General features: G+C 70.9%; 12 protein-coding genes and 1 pseudogene. 6 read left to right on the plus strand and 7 right to left on the minus strand.

Going from position 1 to position 18,955, the window contains the following annotated elements; all coding sequences use genetic code 11:
* The first annotated feature begins 1,014 nt into the window (after nucleotides 1-1,014).
* Nucleotides 1,015-6,252, plus strand: a complete 5,238-nt coding sequence (locus V5P93_RS18565) for a nucleotidyl transferase AbiEii/AbiGii toxin family protein (RefSeq protein WP_245931544.1) — start codon at nucleotides 1,015-1,017, stop codon at nucleotides 6,250-6,252.
* 53 nt (nucleotides 6,253-6,305) lie between these two features.
* On the opposite strand, the gene V5P93_RS18570 is transcribed toward V5P93_RS18565, so the two are convergent.
* The 3 genes from V5P93_RS18570 to V5P93_RS18580 all read right to left on the minus strand — a co-directional run bounded on the left by V5P93_RS18570 (nucleotide 6,306) and on the right by V5P93_RS18580 (nucleotide 7,890).
* Nucleotides 6,306-7,175 (minus strand): type IV toxin-antitoxin system AbiEi family antitoxin domain-containing protein, encoded by an 870-nt coding sequence (locus tag V5P93_RS18570; RefSeq protein ID WP_104481351.1) that lies wholly within the window; start codon nucleotides 7,173-7,175, stop codon nucleotides 6,306-6,308.
* Between the two features lie 120 nt (nucleotides 7,176-7,295).
* Nucleotides 7,296-7,436: a hypothetical protein gene (locus V5P93_RS18575; protein WP_181043712.1), complete on the minus strand. Its 141-nt coding sequence runs from the start codon at nucleotides 7,434-7,436 to the stop codon at nucleotides 7,296-7,298.
* A 34-nt stretch (nucleotides 7,437-7,470) separates the two neighbouring features.
* Nucleotides 7,471-7,890 carry a type IV toxin-antitoxin system AbiEi family antitoxin domain-containing protein gene (locus V5P93_RS18580; RefSeq protein ID WP_104481352.1) on the minus strand — a complete coding sequence of 140 codons (420 nt, stop codon included), beginning with the start codon at nucleotides 7,888-7,890 and terminating at the stop codon, nucleotides 7,471-7,473.
* Between the two features lie 258 nt (nucleotides 7,891-8,148).
* Between V5P93_RS18580 and V5P93_RS18585 the strand changes: the two genes are divergently transcribed.
* The 4 genes from V5P93_RS18585 to V5P93_RS18600 all read left to right on the plus strand — a co-directional run bounded on the left by V5P93_RS18585 (nucleotide 8,149) and on the right by V5P93_RS18600 (nucleotide 13,226).
* On the plus strand, nucleotides 8,149-8,688 hold the full coding sequence (locus V5P93_RS18585; RefSeq protein WP_104481353.1) for a hypothetical protein: 540 nt from the start codon (nucleotides 8,149-8,151) through the stop codon (nucleotides 8,686-8,688).
* 37 nt (nucleotides 8,689-8,725) lie between these two features.
* Nucleotides 8,726-9,322, plus strand: coding sequence for an HD domain-containing protein (locus V5P93_RS18590; protein WP_104481354.1), 597 nt, complete (start codon nucleotides 8,726-8,728; stop codon nucleotides 9,320-9,322).
* A 70-nt stretch (nucleotides 9,323-9,392) separates the two neighbouring features.
* Entirely contained in the window at nucleotides 9,393-11,720 is a 2,328-nt protein-coding gene (locus V5P93_RS18595; RefSeq protein ID WP_104481355.1) for a glycohydrolase toxin TNT-related protein, read from the plus strand.
* 528 nt (nucleotides 11,721-12,248) lie between these two features.
* On the plus strand, nucleotides 12,249-13,226 hold the full coding sequence (locus tag V5P93_RS18600; RefSeq protein WP_104481356.1) for a DUF2637 domain-containing protein: 978 nt from the start codon (nucleotides 12,249-12,251) through the stop codon (nucleotides 13,224-13,226).
* Nucleotides 13,227-13,233: 7 nt separating this feature from the next.
* Here the strand turns inward: V5P93_RS18600 and V5P93_RS18605 are convergent, their stop codons facing one another.
* The 4 genes and pseudogenes from V5P93_RS18605 to V5P93_RS18620 all read right to left on the minus strand — a co-directional run bounded on the left by V5P93_RS18605 (nucleotide 13,234) and on the right by V5P93_RS18620 (nucleotide 16,767).
* Nucleotides 13,234-13,827 carry a 7-cyano-7-deazaguanine synthase gene (locus V5P93_RS18605; protein WP_245931545.1) on the minus strand — a complete coding sequence of 198 codons (594 nt, stop codon included), beginning with the start codon at nucleotides 13,825-13,827 and terminating at the stop codon, nucleotides 13,234-13,236.
* 11 nt (nucleotides 13,828-13,838) lie between these two features.
* Nucleotides 13,839-14,327: a hypothetical protein gene (locus V5P93_RS18610; protein ID WP_104481358.1), complete on the minus strand. Its 489-nt coding sequence runs from the start codon at nucleotides 14,325-14,327 to the stop codon at nucleotides 13,839-13,841.
* Nucleotides 14,328-14,352: 25 nt separating this feature from the next.
* Nucleotides 14,353-15,251 (minus strand): annotated as a pseudogene (locus tag V5P93_RS18615) (aminotransferase class III-fold pyridoxal phosphate-dependent enzyme).
* A gap of 307 nt (nucleotides 15,252-15,558) precedes the next feature.
* Nucleotides 15,559-16,767, minus strand: coding sequence for a helix-turn-helix domain-containing protein (locus V5P93_RS18620; protein ID WP_146108226.1), 1,209 nt, complete (start codon nucleotides 16,765-16,767; stop codon nucleotides 15,559-15,561).
* 200 nt (nucleotides 16,768-16,967) lie between these two features.
* Between V5P93_RS18620 and V5P93_RS18625 the strand changes: the two genes are divergently transcribed.
* A complete protein-coding gene (locus V5P93_RS18625; protein ID WP_104481399.1) occupies nucleotides 16,968-18,647 on the plus strand; it encodes a helix-turn-helix domain-containing protein in 1,680 nt (559 codons plus the stop codon).
* Nucleotides 18,648-18,955 lie beyond the last annotated feature (308 nt).

An 18,955-nucleotide genomic window follows, 5' to 3' on the forward strand; every position in this document is an offset into this window, starting at 1 on the left:
GCACAGCCGACCAATGGGCCGACTACGGGCACCCCTGCCTCTCGGCCCGCGACCGGGGCAGGCGCTCCCGGCGGCTCGCGTCCGCCTGGCATCCAGCCCACTGGCGGCCCGTCGGCGGGCACCCCGGGTTCCCTCCCCCCGCCCGGCTCCCGTCCGCTTGGTGCTCAGCCACCCGGTGGTCCCGCTCGTCCGCCGACCGCCGCCGGCGGGCTGCCGGGTGGTTCCCGTCCGACCGGCGCGGATCCCGGCCCGTCGACGAACCCGCCCCGGCCCGCCATCGGCCAGCCGGGTGCCCATCAGCCTGGCGCTCAGGCCGGCCCGGCCAACCGCATCGCCGACGCGCTGTCCGGTGGGGCACCACGTCAGGGAGGAGTGCAGGCCGGTCCGCACGCGCCGGCGGGCTTCCGGCCGAACGCTCCCGGTGGGCACCCCGGCTTCCCGGGCGGCGCCACCCCGGATGGCACGCGGACCTCGCCGGGCCGTGTTCCGGGGACGTTGCCCGGTGATCCCGCTGCCGGGCCCGGTCGGCCGCCGAACGTGCCCCGACAGCACCCGGGAGCGCCCGCCGCCTACTCCGGTCACCCGGGAAACCCACCCCAGGGCGTTCGCCCACCCGGCCAGACGCCTCCCCACGGCGGGTTCCCGCCGGGAGGTAGGCCGCCCGCGCCCCAGGGCAACCCGCACGGCGGACCCACACGCCCCGGCGGCTTCGCCCCGCCGCCGAACCGCCCTTTCCACCAGGCGCCGCCACCCGGCCACCGACCGCCACTTCAGCACGGACCGCAGGCACCCCACCCGGGTCGGCCGGGTGTCCCGCCGGGGCAGCACCGGGGCAACGGCGGATGGCAGGGCAACCCGCCGCCCGGGCCTGGCGCGCCGCCGCGGCGGCCCGGGCCGCCCGAGAACGCGTGGTCGACCCGGCCGGAGACACAGCCGTCCGGGCCCGCGTTCACCCCCGACCAGCTCCGCGAGTACGGCATCGACCGCGGCGACTCGGACCGCCCGCCCGTGGCGATGCACGGCGTCGACCCGACGAAGTACGGCGTGGCCAAGGTGATCGTCCGCAAGATCATCGACTGGTTGCACCGCGATCACACGCTGTACCGCGGCGACGCCCGGTCCCCGGAGGAGCTCGCGGCGGCCAGCGGTTTCCTCCCGCCGTACACGAACCGCCCGGAGTGGGCCTCGAAGTACCCGAACGGTGTCACCCCGGACATCGCCCAGCACGCCGACGGCCAGACCAACGCCTTCGTCTCCACCTCGACCGACCGCAAGACCGCCGAGGACTTCGCGCTCGGCCGGTACCTCTACGAGATCACCGCACCGGGCGGTATCTACTCCGACGCAACCCTGTACCCGAGCACCGGCAAGAAGGACCGCGGCGAGTCGGAGGTCCTCTTCCCCGGCGGCATCGACTGGAAGTACGTCAAGGGCTGGTACAAGATGACGTACGACCCGGGCGACAGGAAGTTCGTGCGCGGCCCGTTCGTACCCAACCCGGACTACCTGTACCGCGACCGGAACACGTCCACAACGGACACCTCGACCGCCACCCAGTCGCCCCCGAAGCCGAACCCCCGGATCGACGGGCCGCACGCGCCCCCGCAACTCCACGACGGCCCCGACCGGAACTACGGGCCGAACACCCCGCCCCGCCAGGAAAGCCGCCCGATCCGCGAGGGTTCGCTCGGCGACCGCATCGGTCACCTGGCCGACCCGACCCTGGAATCCCTGCGCCCGCACCTGCGGTCGACCCCGGGTGGCATGTCCGCGTTCGCCCCGGGCGCCGCCTCGCCGTTCGTCAACGAGAAGTCGGCCCACAACAACGACGTCTACACGGCGGGACGGGTCCAGGGGATCCCCGGCCAGTTCCTCGTCGACATGCACGGCTCCGCCGACGCGATGCGGGTCGGCAACACCCCGTTGTCACCGCGGCAGGTGGCCGACCTCATCCGCGCCAACCCGGACTACGACGGCGGCCCGGTCACCGTCCTCGGCTGCGGCACCGGCAGCACCCGCGACGGGTTCGCCGCCCAGCTGTCCCGGGAACTCGGCACCAAGGTCACCGCACCGACCGGCGACTCCTGGGTCGACCACACCGGCAACATGTTCGCCTCCAGCCGCGAACACGGCGCCGACCCCAGCAAGCCCGCCAAGCCCACCTGGCCCCCCAACGGCGAGTGGCACACCTTCTCCCCGGACGGCGACCAGACTGTCCACAAGGGACCGTACCCGCCCGGCCACACCCCGAGCTGGGGTACGAACACCCCCACCCGAGCGCCACAGCAAGCCGCCCACCGCGGCGAAGACACGACCCAGGACCACCGCCCCCGCCCCGAGCGGCGGCACGTCCCACCGGTCCCGGACTCGGGTTTCCACGGCCACGGCGTCCCCGAGGCGAGCAACGCCCACGCCCAACGACTGGCCGACCAGGGCCGCGCCGCCGTCGAGCGGATCGCCGGGGGATTCGACCACACCCGCGTCGAACGGCTCGCGGACGGCTCCCACCGCGTCACGGATCCCCACGGCTCCTACACCGTCGACGTCCGCTCCGCCCCACTTCCGGAGCGGATGGTGGCCCGCACCACCGCCGACCACGAGGGCGGCAGGCACCTCGTCGAGCTATCTAGGAACATGGACAGCAGGCACGTCGACCGCGCGGTCGCCAACGAACTCGGCACCATCGCCTACGAACGCAAACTCCACGCGAACGGCGAAACACCCCCCGCCCACGACGCGCTGCGCCCGGGCACCCCCGAACCCGGCACCCGCCCCTCCAGCCGGGACGCGGGCCGCGCCCAGGAACTGCGGGTCCTGGCAGAGCAGTACAGCAAGCTGACCCCGGCCGACGCCATCAGCCTCGCCCGCGTCCGCCGGGAGGGCTTGGCCCTGGTCGACCACCTCGGCCTGCGCGACGACACCGCGGGCGCCCCGGAGCGGCGCGGCCTGGTCGACCAGCTGCTCACCGAGTCCGGCAGGTCGGACGTCCGCGCCTTCCTCGCCGACGTCGGACGCCCCGAACACGACCTACCACCCGGCGACCGCCACCACGACAGCCCCAACAGCGAGCGGTCGGATACGGAACAACGGGCAGAGGCCGACCTGTCCAATCCGCCAGCAGATGCGGCTCCGGGGATCGAGCGTTTTACGGCCGACCTCAAACGAAATGCTGAAATCGAAGCGGCACAACGAGGGACCACGCCCAAAGACGAGATCCAGCAGTTCATCATCGGGCGCGCGCTCGCTCGGTTCTTCGCGGACAACCCCGATGGCTGGGTGCTCAAGGGTGGGCAAGCGCTGCGTGCCCGCTATCCGGGCAGTAGATCGAGCACCGACCTCGACTTCACGAGGACCACGACGGCGGACCCGGAGAGCATGGTCCGCGACTACGAGCGCGCTCTGGCGCGTGATCTCGGTGACCACCTGACGTTCGTCCGAGGTGCGACGAAGTCGCTGCTCAACGGCACCGGCGTCCGCCTTTCCCACACCGTCTACCTCGGCGTCGACCCGATGATGGACCTCAGTGTCGACCTCGCCCCACCGCGGCCGAGGCCTGATCCGTCCGGTGCCGGGCCGGTGTGGCGCGAACCGGATGTGGTCCCGTTCCCGGACCGCGCTCTTTCGACCGGCGCCGAGGGAGCGACACCGAACCTGCGGGTCATCTCGTTGGAGGAGACGCTGGCGCACAAGGTGTCCGGCATGTACACCCACGGCAGCCGAACGCTGGAAACCAAATGCGATGAGTGCGTGCTGATCAGCAGGGACAAGTTCACGTGCAGGTCGGGTGCCCCGCCGATCCGGTCCCAGGACCTGGCCGACGTCCTCATGCTCGCCACGAACAGCCCGTGGGACGCCAGGGAGACCCACGCGGAACTGCGGCGGGAGTTCGCCTGGCGGATCGACCAGCAGGAAGCCCTGCAGGTGCCGAAGCGCTTCGAGGTGCCGAACCCGGACTGGGCCCGCAGCTTCGCGGAATACGCCAAGACCCTGCCCGCTCTTGCCCACAAGAGCCTGAAGGAAGCGGAGATGCTGGCCGGCAGGTTCCTCGACCCGCTGCTGTCGGACAACCCGCCGGACGCCCGCTGGGACCACCGGGAGTGGCGGTGGGTGGACAAGTCGGAACTCGACGGGCAGCAGTTCGACACACCGGACACCGAGCGCGGCGGCTCACCCGAGCAAGTCCAGGACTCGGGTGAGCAACCCCGCGTTCGGCAAGCCCAGCTGCTGGAACGCACCGGCGACGCGCCGCCCTCCGACGCCTTGGCAGATCCGGCGATGGTCGAGCGGTGGGACGCGCTGGCCGATCGACGCTCTCCGGACAGCTATGACGCGTTCGTGGACCGGCTCAAAGAGGGAGATCTCGGAACCTCGGAGAAGCTCAGGGCCGTACGCGACTTCATGGCCGAGGTGGGCGAGACCCCTTCGCCGGTGACGGGCTTGGACTCCAAGAACCTCCGGGTCTACACCCACCAGCGCGGCGAGCTGTACATCCACAGCGCGGCGTTGATGGCCGACCGGGGTACCACGCTGGAAATCGCCTACGAGTTCAACCGCACGATCGGCACCTACCGCTGGGAGGCGCACCAGTCACACGTCGCGCACCTGGGCCCGGTTCCGGACGGCATCGAGGCCAACGACGCCAACGCCGCGGCCTACTGGCGGCAGAGCAACGGCCTCCCACGCACCGATTCAAGCGCGGACACGGTGACGCGCGACCTCGTCGACATGCAGGCGCAACCGCTGCGCGACGCGATAAAGATGCGGCAACGGCTCATCGACGACCACGGCATCGATCCCAGCCGGATCCGATTGGTCCACGACGACGGCAAGGACAAGGGCGTTTACGGCGACAGCCGCTGGGTCCGCGCGCACCTGCTCACGCTCGACGCGATCCGGGACAACCCCGAGCAGGCGCGCCAAGACATGCTCGACGCGATGCGCGGGTCCGGCGAGCGGGGAGAACACCGCGAGCGCCGCGCGCAGGACGTTGTCGACCGCCTCGAAGCAGCCACACCGCCCCGCGACGGACAGGGCGAGCGGACGCGTCAGAAGTACGCACTGCTCTGGGTTCGGGACTCTCGTGACCAACCGGTCGGCAGCAGGCACGGCCCCCACTTGGACACCCGACCGGAGATGCTGCGCCAGACGATCGAGGCGCTTCGCGAGTCCCACCCGGACGTCCGACCGGTACTGCTCGGCGACGACGTGTTCGCCCGGCGCCCGGAACTGCTCGACCAGTGGCGGCGCGACGGCGTGCTCGACGGCGTGGACGCCGACACCCTGGTGGGTTACTGGGACGCGGACCGCAACGGGGGACAACCCCTCAGCCACGCCGAGCAGGCGTTGTTCTTCCACCGGCTGACCGAGCAGCACGACGTCGTGCAGATCGGCATGGAGAGCGGTGCGATGGAGTTGCCCGCCGTCCTCGGTACCCCGACGGTCTACCTGGAAGCCAAGGAGCACGACGGCAACAAGGGCAACCGCTGGGCCCTCTACTGGCAGGAATGGGCCTACGGGAGCCACGAAGCGGCCGTGGACTCACGCGGCGCGCAGCTCTACGACAGCTCCGGCAGGCCGATCATCACGAGGTTCGCGGAGACCGAAGCGCGTTCCGCCCCGCTGTCGTCGATCGAGCGCGTGCTCTACGGCCGGGATCTGGACGACCCGTCGAACAGGCGAGCGCAGCCTATCGCCGTCTACGAGTCCGCCAGGGTCGCCGTGACCGCGGACCGGATCGTCCGGTTGGTGGACAGCGGCGAGCTGGGGAGTTGGTCCCAACGGCTTGGTCGCACCGCCGGGCTCACCGGAGCGGAGTGGCAGACCTGGAGCGACCAGCAGTGGGCGGAGAGCGAGTTCTACGTCGACCAGCTGCACCGGTGGCTCAGCGCGGAGGCTGACACCTCCGAGGGGATGACACGCAAATGGGACGGTATCCGCCTCGCGCTCAATGGCGTTGTCGATCCGGGCTTCACTGCTGACCGACAGATAGAGAAGTCGGACATCTTGTTCGCCTACGCCGGTTTCCGCAACGACCAACCGCTACCCGCGGACCAAGCGGACCGGATCCGCCAGGCGTTCGCGGCCGCGCCCGAGGAACGGGCCGCAGCCGTCACCCAGGTGTTGACCGACCTGCTGTCGGATCCCGGATTCCGCAGACAGGCCGTGGACGACATGCGCGTCTTCGCCTTCGATCCGGCGGAGATCCAGAACCTGCGGGAAGCGATCGACCGGGTGGTTCGCCGTTCCGAGTAGAGACGACCGACACCGCGCCGGTGTGCGCGAGACGCCGTGTCGACGGGCTCTGCTCAGACGATGGACCGGTCCTTGATGTCGGGCCACAGGCTTTGGCTGACGATGTCCGCGGCCAGGTTGGCGACGAGTTCGTCGGTCACCGTCTTCTCGTCCGCCGCGGACCCCAGCACGATGCTGCGGGTGGAGTGCAGCAGACGTCGCGCTTCCGGCAGCATGTCCTCGACCTGTTGGGGGAACATCATTGCTGTGGCCGACCGCACGTTGCGCGGAGACAGGCTGCCGAGGTGTAGATCTGGCGCGAAGTATTCAATGAACGCTCTGCCGTGGATCGGGAATGGATACCTGACCTTCGTGGCCAATGGGATCATGTAGGCGAGCAGTTCTCGCAGGTCCACGAGATCGAGATGCGCCGCATCGGAAACCAGGCGCTCGGGTGCTCCACCGCCACATTCGACCACGAGGTCGGCGATGGTCCGAAGGGGCGTGGTGACAGGGACGCCTTCGACACGCATTACTTCCGTTTTGGGGATTTCTGCGACTGTGAAGGTAATATTCGGCAGCGCCTCGCGATCATTTCGCACTGTGAAGTGCGATCGCGCTCCAACGTATTTGCCGATTCTGTGCAGACGGGCCGCGCCGCCGTGTGACATCACAGCGTTCAACTCGTTCTTGCGGCGTTCATACGACGTCTCGTGCGGCTCCAGGGAAAGCCAGTCTTCATATGACTGTTGGTAAATCGTCCCAACCCGGTCCGTATAGCTGAGGTAGTAGGTCCCGTTCGGGAACCGCTCGACCAGGCTCATGTCCATCAGGTGGGTGAGTCCCTCGGCGCTGATCCCCAGTCTCGCCACCTGCGCAGGCGTGGCCAACCCATGCTGGTTCCTGGCCAACGACACCAGTTCGCCCAGCTCCCGTTCCCACATCCCGGTTCCTCCCAGATCCTGACGACGGCGGTCAGTCCGCCACCTCAAGCACGGTAGAGGCTACCCGGGCGCGGTCGGGTCGGTACTCGTCTTGTCGGAAGCCCGGTGTCCGGCGTCGGCTCAGACGATGGACCGATCCTTGATGTCGGGCCACAGGCTTTGGCTGACGACGTCCGCGGCGAGGTTGGCGACGAGTTCGTCTGTCATGGTCTTCTCGTCCGCTCCGGACCCCAGCACGGTGCCGCGAGTGGAGCGCATCATCCGCCGTACTCTTCGACCTGTTTGGGGAACATCATCATGGTGCACGACCGGACGTTGCGGGGGACAGGCTGCCGAGGTGCGGCAACGGCATGAAGTACTCGATGAATGACCTGCCGTGCACCGGGAATGGGTATTGGACCCTATTGGCGAGGGGAGTCATGTAGCGGAGCAGTTCCCGCATGTCCACCAGCACGCTCGTTCTCGTGGCGTTCGTGCACGGTCTTGTCCGGTTCCAGGGCAAGCCAATCGCTGTACGGCTGTTGGTCCTCCGGCCCAAGATGTCGGTGTGCTTGAGGTAGTACATGCCGTTCGGCAGCCTGCGGATGAGCTGGGTCTCTGTCAGGTGGTCGAGCCCCTCGACGCTGACCCCCAGCTTCGCTGCTTGCCCAGGTGTGACCAACCCGCGTTGGTTACCCGCCAGCGAAACCAGTTCGCCGAGCTCCCGCTCCCACATCCCGAGGTCCTCCAGTTCACTGCGGATGGCAGTCGGCCCGTCACCTCAAGTACGGATAGCGGCTACCTGGGTGAGCGCACGTCCACGCTTGGTTCGCCATGGAGATGGTGGTCGTGTGCCTGGCCTGCTCGGATGATGGAACCATACCGTCCACAGTGGAATCGAAATCCGTTCGGGGTCTGTTTCCGATAACCCGTGAGCCGCCCCTCGCGCGCTGCTAGCGTGGCCTGCGAAGCGGGGGTCGGACGGGGAGAACACATGCTTGTCGCGCGTTCGGCGCCGGAGTGCCGCCTGTACATCGACCTCCACCCCTGCCACTGCGGCGAGCACCGCCTCCAGGTCGAGCACTCCCTCCGCGCGGACCCCGGCGGCGCGCTGGTCGCCGACTACTGGGGCACCTGCCCCCGGTGCGGCGCGGGCCGGACGTTCGTCTTCGAACTCGACGAGGAGATTCCGCCGCCTCCGCCCGCCTACGGTGGGGATCGGCCGTCGCGGATCCTGTGCCCCGGGCAGTTCATGCGGTACTCCACGCGGTTGGCGGGGGCGGTGAGGGCCGACCCGCGTGGGGTTTCGGCGGGGGAGCGGGTTCGGGCGGCGGGCATGCTCGAGTTGGCGGTCGCCGCGGCGGTCGAGGTCGTGAAGTTCATCCCCCCGAATGGTGACGCCGTGCCCGCGCAGGCTTTCACCTCGCCTGAGGGACTTGCCGAGTACCAGGCCGAGCCCGGTCGCTTCCGCCGCGTCCGGCTGGAGGCGAACCTCGAGGTCCTGCGCGGGGTGCTGCGTTCCTACCAGGGGTGACTACAGGCGGAGACATTCGCCGGAAACGAGGCCTGTGATGCGGATCTTCACGGCGCGCGACGGCTGGCCTGTCCTGCGCGTCCGGTGGGCCGACCGACTCTCCAAAGGCGACCTGGCCGTGCTCGACGAAGCGGTCGCGTTCGCGGTCGAGCGGCACGGCGACCAGACGCGGCCCGCGGGGGAGCCGTACGTCGAACACCTGCTCGAGGCGGCGGTCGTGCTGGTCGAGGGGATCGGTGTGACCGACGTCGACCTCCTGCTGGCCGCCGTCCTGCACGACGTGGTGGAGGACACCGACACCACCCTCGACGAGGTCCGGGACCGCTTCGGCCACCGCGTGGCGACCCTGGTCGACTGGGTGACCAAGCCGCCGCGCGCCGACGGGGTCGGGCGGGAGGAGGCGCGGGCCGCCTACCTGGCGCGGCTGGGCTCGGCGCCGGACGACGCCGTCCTGGTGAAGCTCGCCGACCGGCTGAGCAACGTCCAGCGGCTGGACACCCACCCCCGGCCCGAGAAGGCCCGCTCCTACTACGCCGAGACCGTCCGCTCGATCCTGCCGCTCGCCGAACGCCACCCGTGGTTCCGTGACTGGTTCCACACGTGGCGGCTCGAATTCGGCGCGCTGGCCGGGTGAATCCGCACAACGGGGGAGTGGGGCACCCCTATTGTGGGGCGGGACGCACACAACGCACGGGGGACGGTTCTTGAGCACGCGCATCGGGTTCAGCGGGGATAGCGCGGTCGTCGTCGAGGAGGGGCCGGGGCGGACCGGGTACGTCGACCCGGGCGCGCCCGTCGACGGGCGGCTCGTCACCCTGCCGGACGGGCGGACCGTCAAGCAGGTGACGCCCGCCGACTTCGAGTCCCTGGTCACGGTGCGCACCCTCTACCTCGACAGCGGCGACCCGGTGGCGGGCGTGGACCCCCTCGCGGGCCACCTGAGCAGCCGCCGCCTGGTCGTGCACCTCCGTGAAGGCATCCGCGACGAGAGCGTCGCGGTGTGGTTCCCCGGGTCGCCGTCGGACGACCAGTGGGAGGTCGACTCGAGTCCGACCGGGGACGTGCTCGCCGCCATCGACCGCGCGGTCGCCGCCGCCGCCCCGGAGGGCTGGCACGAGCTGCTGGTCGAGTGCGAGGCGGTCGGGGCGCGGCTGGCGGTCTGGAGCACCGTCACCATGGCCGACGGCGCCAAGCTGCACTGGGCGCCACCCGCCATCGTCGGCCAGTGGTTCCACCGCATGCGGGCGCGCGAGTACAAGCCCCACCGGGGCGTGTGGCACCACAAGGTCTACCGGTTCAAGCCCGGTCAGCGGCCCGCGCACGTCCAAGCCCCCTTGAACGCGGCCATGATGTCGGAGGAGGACGCGGCCGACGAGCTGCGGTTGATGCCGCGCAACCTGGCCTTGGCCCCCGAGCGCCTGCTCCGGCTGGCCGTCGCCAGCGAGCAGTCGCAGCGCGCCTACTTCGCCGCGGACGAGGACTACGACGGCGAGCCGGAATCGGTGCGGCTCTTCGACGGCGTGGACGAGTCGGGCAAGCCGATCTGGTACCGGCCGGTGCTCGGCACGCGGGAACGCGCGGCGGTCTCGGCCTATCTGCGCGGCGCGCCCGTCGTGCTCTCCGCGCGCGGCGTGACCGTCGACCAGCTCGACCCCGACCGCACCGTGCCCATGGGCTTCCACACCGACGGCCGCTACGTCTGGCCCAGCGCCGCCGCGTACTACCTGGACGCGCACGGCGTGCCGCCCGCGATGCCGCTGCTCGAGCACATCCGGGCCGCGCGGCACCGGCTGCCCGCCGACATCCCGACGCTCGTGCTCGACCGGGCCGCGGCGGTCGCCATGGGCAGGCCGTGGGACGAGCCCGCGGCGGACGCCCTCGCCGAGCAGGTACGGCGCTCGCTCGAACCCGTGATCGTCGAGAAGCGGATCAGCCCCCGGTTCTACAGCCTGTTCACCGCGCGCGACCGCGCCTGGTCGATCCTGCGGGTCGGCGACCGGTACCGGGTGCAGTGGGGCCTGGACCAGCGCACCGCGGTCGACTTCGCCGACGTGGGGCAGGCGGTCGCGCACCTGACCGGGCAGCTGTTCGTCAACGCCGAGGACCTCGAGTTCCAGCTGGAGGAGGAGATCCCGGCCTGGCAGTCGCCGCTGGCCGTGCTGGGCGACGACCCGCCGGTGGCGGCGTTCGCCGCGGTCACCACGGTCATGATCGAGAACTTGGACGTGGACCGGTACGGCGGGCCCGACGGCAACCTGGTGTTCCGCGCGGGCACCCCGTTCGAGCAGCGCGGCCTGCCCCCCGAGTTCGCCCAGCGGCCCTACCACCGGTACCGGATCTCGGGCGCCGCGTGGCAGGTCGTCGCCGTGACGGCGGCGGCGGGCGGTGTCGGGTACGTGCTGCCGGAGTCCGTCGGCGAGTACGTGCGGTCCGGGCACCTCCGGGAGATCTCGGTCGCCGACCACCCCGGCCTGCCCCCGGTCACCGACGCGATGCGCGCCGAGGCCGCCCGCACCCCGGGCGGCTGGGTCTACTGCGCCGACCCGGACGCCGACCCCCAGTACTTCCCGGACATGCCGTCGGCGATCCTGCTGGGCGGCCACCGGGTCGGCCCGGACGGCCGGTTCACCGGCGAGACCTGGGTCAACGACGAGTACCGGCCCAGCCCGCGCCGCCGCGGCTACCCGGAGCCGCAGACGCCGTTCGAGCAGGTGCTGGGCTACGTGGCGGCCGGGTGGCTGGCCCACGAGTGGATCCTGGCCGCGGCCATGGAGTCACCGTTCATCCTGGAGTCCGACGGCCGCGGCGGCCTGCGCATCGGGGTGGACGCCAACGGCCGCCAGTTCCTGGTCGTGTACTCGTCGCCGCGGTTCGTGCCGCCGAACGCGCAGAACGTCCAGCAGGCCGATGGCCGCGACCTGGCCAAGGCCCTGGCCGGTCTGACCCTGGTGGTGAACCCGGGTGGCGGCTTCGGCATCGAGCTGCCGGGCGACGACCTGGTCCTCGTCGCCGCGGGTACCCCGCCCGCCTGACCCACCTGCCGCACTGCCACTGACCGCCCCCGGACTCCCGTCCGGGGGCGGTCTTCTTACCGTCTCCAGGGCCGTCGTATGCCCGCTGACCAGCACTATCCGCGCCATCAATCTTCCTGCACCTAACTATCCACTATTCACTATCAAGATAATTAACTATGGGTCCAGGCTCAGACCGGGACTTGAACCGGTGGAGACAAAAAAACCGCCTGGACGGCGGGCCCGGTCGGGCGTGCCTCCGCCACGGTGATCGTCAACGCCGCGGGCCCGGTGGCGCGGTGGTGCTGCCTGCGAGGTCTGGGGAGGGGCGGCCGACGTGGGGTGGTGGGGGAGAGGGGTTCCGCTGCGTTGGCGGGCTGTATCGCGCGGGGCCTGGACGGGTGGTGTGGGCCATTCGGGGGATGCGCGGTGGTCGGTGGCGCGGTCGCTACCGTGATCTCGCCGTCGGGACGGAGGTCACCGTCTGGGTGTCCGAGCCGTCGACGCGACCCGCGCGCTCCGGTGGCTGTGCTGGAAGAGGACGGTGCCATGGTCTCGGTCTCGCCCCACGCCGACGTGCTCGACGCCGATCACGCGGCGGCGCTGGACGCCCTGCCCGGGGTGGCGGACAAGATCCGCTACGCGTGCGCGTGGGTGGATCCGCCGACGACCGCCGGTGTGCGGGCGTGGCTCGCCGGGCACGGTGTGGAGACGAAGCGCTCGTACGCGTCGAGTGTGGTGTCGAAATGGCGCCGGGAGCGGGGTGTGGGCGACACGGGGAACCTGGTGCGGTTGACGCCGGAGTTGCTCGCGGAGTTGGACGCGCTCGGTCGGGATCCGGTGGAGGAGCTGGCGACGGTCGAGGTGCCCGTCGGTGAGCGGGCTTCCGTGGCGGTGGTCGACGAGGTCCCGGTGGTGGCGCGGGTCGAGGCGCCGGTGCGGGAGCGCGTCGAGGTGGTGGCCGAGCGGGTCGCGCCGGTGGCGGAGTCGCGGGTGTTGCGGTGGGTGGCGACGGCGGCCTGGTTGGTGGTGGTCGTGGTGGCGTTGGGGATTTCGTGGTGGTCGTTGTTCGACTACGCGCGGTCGTTCGCGATCCCGACGCCGTTGGCGGCGACGGTGTCGTTGGTGTTCGACGCGGCGGCGTTGATCGTGGCGGGGTTGGCGCAGCGGTACGCGTCGTCGGCGGGGTCGGGTGCGGGGCCGCGGTTGATGATGTTGGTGTTGTTGGCGGGGTCGATCTACCTGAACTGGGAGCACGCGGCGAGCAAGGGGTACGGGGTGCAGGCGTCGATCATGTTCGCGGCTCCGGCGGCGATCGGGATCGTGTTGTTCGAGTTGCAGATGGCGTGGCGGTCGCGGGTGGTGCGTCGGGCGCGGGGTCGGGTGGCGCCGCCGTTGCCGGTGATCGGGGCGTGGCGGTGGGTGTTACACCCGGTGCAGAACCTGATGACGTTGTGGATCGTGGGTCGGGCGGAGGGGCGCGCCGACCGCGCGGCGCGGTTGGCGCGGATTCCTCGGGAGTCGTGAGTCGCGGCTAGGGGTGGTTGGGTAGTGGTTCGCGGTAGGGGATGGGGTCGGTCAGGCCGAGGGTGGTGAACGCGGCGCGGCGTTCGGTGCAGGCGGCGCAGGTTCCGCAGTGGACTTCGTCGCCGTGCAGGCAGGTCCAGGTTTGTTCCCAGGGGATGCCGAGTTCGGTGCCGAGTGCGATGACGCCGGTTTTGGGGAGTTCGATCAGTGGTGTGAGCAGGTCGAGTGGTTCGGGGTCGGCGGTGAGCTGCATGTCGCGGAATCGGCGGAGAAGCTCGGGGGTGGTGTCGGGGTCTTGGGCTCGGGTGCCGATGGCGACGGCTCGGGCGGTGGTGCTGGTGGCCAGGGCGAAGGCGATGGACAGCAGGACGGCGTTGCGGTTGGGGATGTGCCCGGTGTGGGGTGTTCCGCGGTGGAGGGCGCGTAGTGCGCGGAGGTCGATTTCGTCGTAGGGGGTGTCGAGTCGGTGGGCGGTCGCGGCGGCGAAGATCAGTTCTTTGCGGTGGTGTTGGCCGTAGTCGATGGCGAGCAGGTGTAGGTGGTGTCCTTGGGTGGCGAGGTGGTGGGCCATGACGACGGAGTCGGTGCCGCCGGAGACCATGGCCACGATTTTCATCGTTCGCCGCCGCACAGGGCGGCGTCGAGTGTGGTCGGGGTGGTGCGGCGGGTCGTGGCGCGTCCTCGGCTGGCCGGTGTGGGTAGTGGTCGGGCGGGGTCGGTTTCGAAGCGGAACGTCACGGTGAGTGGTTCGTCGTCGGGTGGGTGCGGGTGGTGGCGTAGGGCGTGCCAGCGGCCGTTGGTCCAGCGGTGCATCAGGTCGCCGAGGGTGACGGTGAGCGTGTCCGGGTCGTGTGGGGTCGTGCCGGTGCGGATGGTGAAGGTGCCGGGGTCGGTGTGGAACGGGTCTTGGGGCCAGGTGGCGTGTTCAGCGCGGGCGGTGAAGTAGTCGAATGGGAGGCCGAGGGTGCCTGCCAGTAGTTCGTTTCGGAACGTGCCGGTTCGGCGCAGGGCGGTGTCGAGGTGGTGGCGGGTGGTGGTGCGTTCGGTGGTCGGGCCGCCTTGCCAGCGGATGAGGTTGATCGTGGGTGTGTCCGGGGACATGGGTCCTTCCTGGTTGTTGCGGGGTTCAGCGGCTGGGGACGCTGGTGGCGGCGTCGTGGACGATGTGCAGGCCTTCGTCGAGGTCGTCGTCGTGGATGGTCAGGGGTGGGAGGAGTTTGACGACTTCGTCGCGTGCTCCGGAGGTGGTGATGAGCAGGCCGCGGTCGAAGGCGGCGGCGCAGACCTTGGCGGCGGTTCCGGGGCCGCCCGTGGTGCCGAGGTCCAGGCCCCAGACGAGGCCGCGGACGCGGACGCTCGTTGAGGTGGTGGCGGCGGTGCGGCGCAGTGCCTGGTTGACGTGGTCGCCGCGTTCGCGGGTGGTTTTCTCGAGTGTGTTGTCGCTCCAGTGGGTGCGCAGGGCGCCGGTGACGAAGGCGAGGGAGATGCCGCGTCAGGTTTGCCGGTGCCGAGGTAGCCGTCGTAGGGCATGGGGATGACGTTGGTGAGGGGTAGGCAGGCGGCGGCGCGTTTGCGGCCGTCGCCGCTGGCGGCGAGGGTGCCGAGGCTGGTGCCGTGGAAGCCGCGGGTGAAGCTGATGACGGGGGTGCGGCCGGTGACGCGGCGGGCGAGTGTGAGCGCGGCTTGGACGGCGTTGGCGCCGCCGGGTCCGGGGAAGATCATTTTGTAGTCGGCGGCGCGGGGTCGTAGGACGAGTTCGTCGAAGGTTTCGAGGAACTCGCGGCGGGCGGCGGTGAACATGTCGGGGGAGTGGGTGATGCCGTCGGCGGCGAGGTATTCCAGCAGCGCTTGTTTCTGGGATGGTTCGTTGTGCCCGTAGTTGAGGGCGCCTGCGCCTGCGAAGAAGTCGAGGTAGGGGCGGCCTCGTTCGGTGTAGAGGTGGGCGCCGCGGGCGCGGTGGAACACGACCGGCCAGGAGCGGCTGTAGCTGCGGGCGGCGGATTCGAGGGTGTCGAAGACGGTCACCGCGGCCCCCGGGTGGTGTGGTCGGGCTGCTCGGTGTCTTTGGGGTGCATCGGGCTGTCTCCTGTCCCACGCGGGTCGGGTGGATCGGCTGTGTTGGCGCGTGTCGTCGCAGGTGGGGCCGGGTGCGTCTGGTCGCACCCGGCCCCACCGCGCCGGGATCGCGCCGCCCGAGGCCGTCGGACGGGCGCGGAGCCGGGGAAGCGTCCCGGTGCCGCGGCGGTCCGGCCAGGCGCGATCTCCGGCCGCACCGCGGCTCGCGCGAGGGCTGTGGTGCGGCGTTACCGCTGTTCGCGGTGCGTGGGTGGGCTCAGGCGGCGGCGTGGCACCCGGCCTCGCTGACGATGTTGAGCACCTTGAACAGCGCGGTGTGGTGGTGGTCGGCGCGGCGGACGACGCCGAGGACGAGGAGTCGGTAGATGTCGTCGGCGCAGTCGGCGGCTGTGCGGTCGACGGTGCGCGCGAGGTGCGGGACCGACCAGTAGCCGTCGGGTTCGGTCGAGGTGCCTCGGGACATGGCGGCGAGCAGGTGGCGTTGGCGGCGGCTGAGCGCGGCGACGGTGCCGGGTACCGACGCGAAGGTGGCGCGTCCGGGGTGGCCGTCGGGGCCGCGGGCGACGGTGAGCGGGTCGGTGGTGAGTTGCTGGGCGAGTTGTCTGGGGGAGTAGACGAGGCTCCACCGGGCGGCGGCTTCGAGGGCGGCGGGTAGGCCGTCGAGTGCGCGGCAGATGCGGGCGATGTCGGCGAGTGTGTCGGGGTTGGGGCGGAAGGCGGGGTGGGTGCGCGCCAGTCGGGTGAGCAGCAGGGATACCGATGGCACGGCGCCGAGGTCGGCGGGTTCGGTGCCCGTGGGCGGCACGGGCAGTGGTGCGAGGGGGAAGAGGGTGTCGGGGGGTAGGTCGGCGGGGTCCCTGGTGGTGACGACGATCCGCAGCCGGGGGCAGGTGGTGAGGAGGTGGGTGGCGGTGGTGTCGCCGGGGCGGGCGCCGTCGATGACCAGGAGGCGGCGTGTGTGGCCGATGTGGTCGCTGAGCCGTCTGGCGTTGTGGTGGTTGTTGTGGGGTGGGCCGTGGGGGGACAGCCACAGGGGGGTTGGGTGGTCGTCGGTGTCGAGGGTGCGCGCGACTTCGAGGGCGAGTCGGGTCTTGCCGACGCCTTCGAGGCCGGTGATCGTGACGAGGCGGTGCTGTTCGGAGCCGAGCATGGCGGTCAGCGCGGCGAGTTCGGTTTCGCGGCCGAGCAGGGGGCCGCGTGGGGGGAGGCGGGGTGTGGTTTCGCGGGTGAGCCGGTCGAGTTGGGGGGCGCTGAGGCCGAGGGCGCCGGCGAGCAGCCGGAGGGTGACCGCGCGGGGGCGTTGTACGCGGCCGTTTTCGAGGTCGCGGATCGCGCGGACGCTGAGTCCGCTGGCGTGTGCGAGTTGTCGCTGGGTGTGGCCCGCGCTGACTCGGAGGTCGCGCAGTCGCGGCCCGAAGGCGGTGGTGCGGTTGGGTGTCACCACGGTGTGGTTCGGTGATCGCATCGGTGGTGGCCCCTTTTCCTGGTGCCTGTTGGTCTTGTTGATCCAGTGCAGCACGCGGGGTGGTGGCGGTGACACGCGGAACGACCGGCAGGATCCGGGTGTCCGGTGATTGCCGGGCGTGGAAAGCGTTGTCGTGTTGGGGATTGTGGCCACGTGTGGTCGGGGCCGTGGCAGACTCGTGGTCGTCGGGGGGAGGGTGCGTGGGGATCGCCGTGTTCGGGGACCTCTTGCGGTTCCACCGGTTGCGGGCCGGGTTGACGCAGGAGGAGTTGGCCGAGCGGACCGGGGTGAGTGTGCGGGCCATCTGTGACATGGAGCGCGGGCGGGCCCGCAATCCGCGGCTGCGGACCGCGGAGCTGTTGGCGTCCGGTCTGGGGTTGGCCGGGGAGTGCGAGTCGGAGTTCATGGGGTTGGCGCGTTCGTCGCCGCGTGCGGTGGAGCCGCCTGAGGAGGTGTCGTCGCACACGGGGTTGTGCGCGTTGCCGCCGGTGGTGATCGAGGTCACCGGTCGTGATCGTGAGTTGGGGGAGTTGCGCGCGCAGGCTCGGTTGGCTGAGGTGGGGCCTGGTGTGCGGACTGTGCTGGTGTCGGGGTTGCCCGGGGTGGGCAAGACGGCGTTGGCGGTGGAGGCCGGTCATCGGTTGGCGCACCGGTTCGACGGTGGCTGTCGTTTTCTGGATCTGCGTGGTGTGGACGCCGACCCGTTGACTCCGGCGCTCGCGCTGCACCGGTTGTTGGGCGCGTTCGGTGTCGAGGAGCGGGCCATCCCGGGGGATGAGGAGGACCGGTTGGCGTTGTACCGGTCGTTGGTGCGTGACCGGGCGCACCTGCTGGTGTTGGACAACGCCGCGTGGGAGGGGCAGGTTCGGCCGCTGCTGGAGGGTGGGCCGGGGTCGATGGTGTTGGTGACCAGTCGTGGCACGTTGGCCGGGTTGGCCGCGCGGCACCGGTTGTCGGTGGAGGTGTTGTCGACTGGGCCCGCGGTGGAGTTGTTGGCGGTGGTGGCGGGTGCTGAGCGGGTGTCGGCCGAGCCTGCCGCGGCGGCTCGTGTGGCGGAGTTGTGCGGGGGGATGCCGTTGGCGTTGGTGATCGCGGGCAACCGGCTCACCAGTCGGGGCCGGTGGACCATCGAGCACCTGTCTGAACAGCTCGCCGGTCAACGCCGCAGGTTGTCGGTGTTGACGGCGGGTGACCTGCGGGTGCGGACGGCGTTCGAGCTGTCGTACCGGCATCTGCCCGCCGACGTGGCGCGTGTGTTCCGCGGGTTGGCGTTGGTGCCGGGCAGTGAGACGTCGGTGGAGTTGGCGGCGGTCGTGTCGGGTCTGTCGCCGGAGGTGGCGGAGTCCGCGTTGGAGGAGTTGGCCGACGCGGGGTTGATCGGCACGGCGGAGGTCCCGGGCCGCTACACCCACCACGACCTGATCCAGGTGTTCGCCAGCGAACAGCTCGACCAGGACGAGGATCCGGTCGTGGTCGCCCGTGCGGCGGTTCGGGCCCGGGCTTGGCTGTTGCGGGTGGCGGCGAAGGCGGCGGCGTGGTTCGACCCCGACCGCGACGGCGACGACACCGGGCCCGTTGACGGGCCGGATCCGATCCTCGATCGGGACGCCGCGCACGAGTGGCTGGTGGACGAGCTGCCCAACTGGCTCGGCGCGTTGCGCGCGGCCCGCGCGGACGGGGCGCACCGGGAGGTGCTGGAGTCGGCGCGGGCGGTGTACCGGTACGCGGAGTCGCGCGGTGCCGGGGAGCTGAGGCGGGAAGTGGGCCAGGCGGGTGCGGAGGCGGCGCGGGCGTTGGGGGCGCGGCCGGATCGCCCGTGGTGGGAGTTCGCTGTCCCCGGTGGCGCGTCGTCGGCAGGCCCGGTGGGCGTGACCGGGTAGTCGTCGGTCGTTTGTCGCGGAGCCGCTGGTGTCCCGGCGGTCGCGTTGGAGCGGCGACACGTTCTCCGGCGCGCCGGGCTTCCCCGGCTTGTGCGGCGTGCCGGGCCGCGGCGACTCGCACGACCATGCCGTGGTCTCGGCTCGGCGTTGTCGATCCACGTGGGGTCCCGGTCGGCCGGGCACCACGACACCGGTCGGCGGGTCGGCACCGGCGGAATGTCACCCGGCCGCACCTGCCCACACAACGCGCGGTTCCGCCTGCCCGGCGACGAGTCGTCCGGTGTCGTGGTGGGCGACCAGTACAGCGG

This window comes from Actinokineospora auranticolor (assembly GCF_041897805.1).
GTDB lineage: Bacteria > Actinomycetota > Actinomycetes > Mycobacteriales > Pseudonocardiaceae > Actinokineospora > Actinokineospora auranticolor.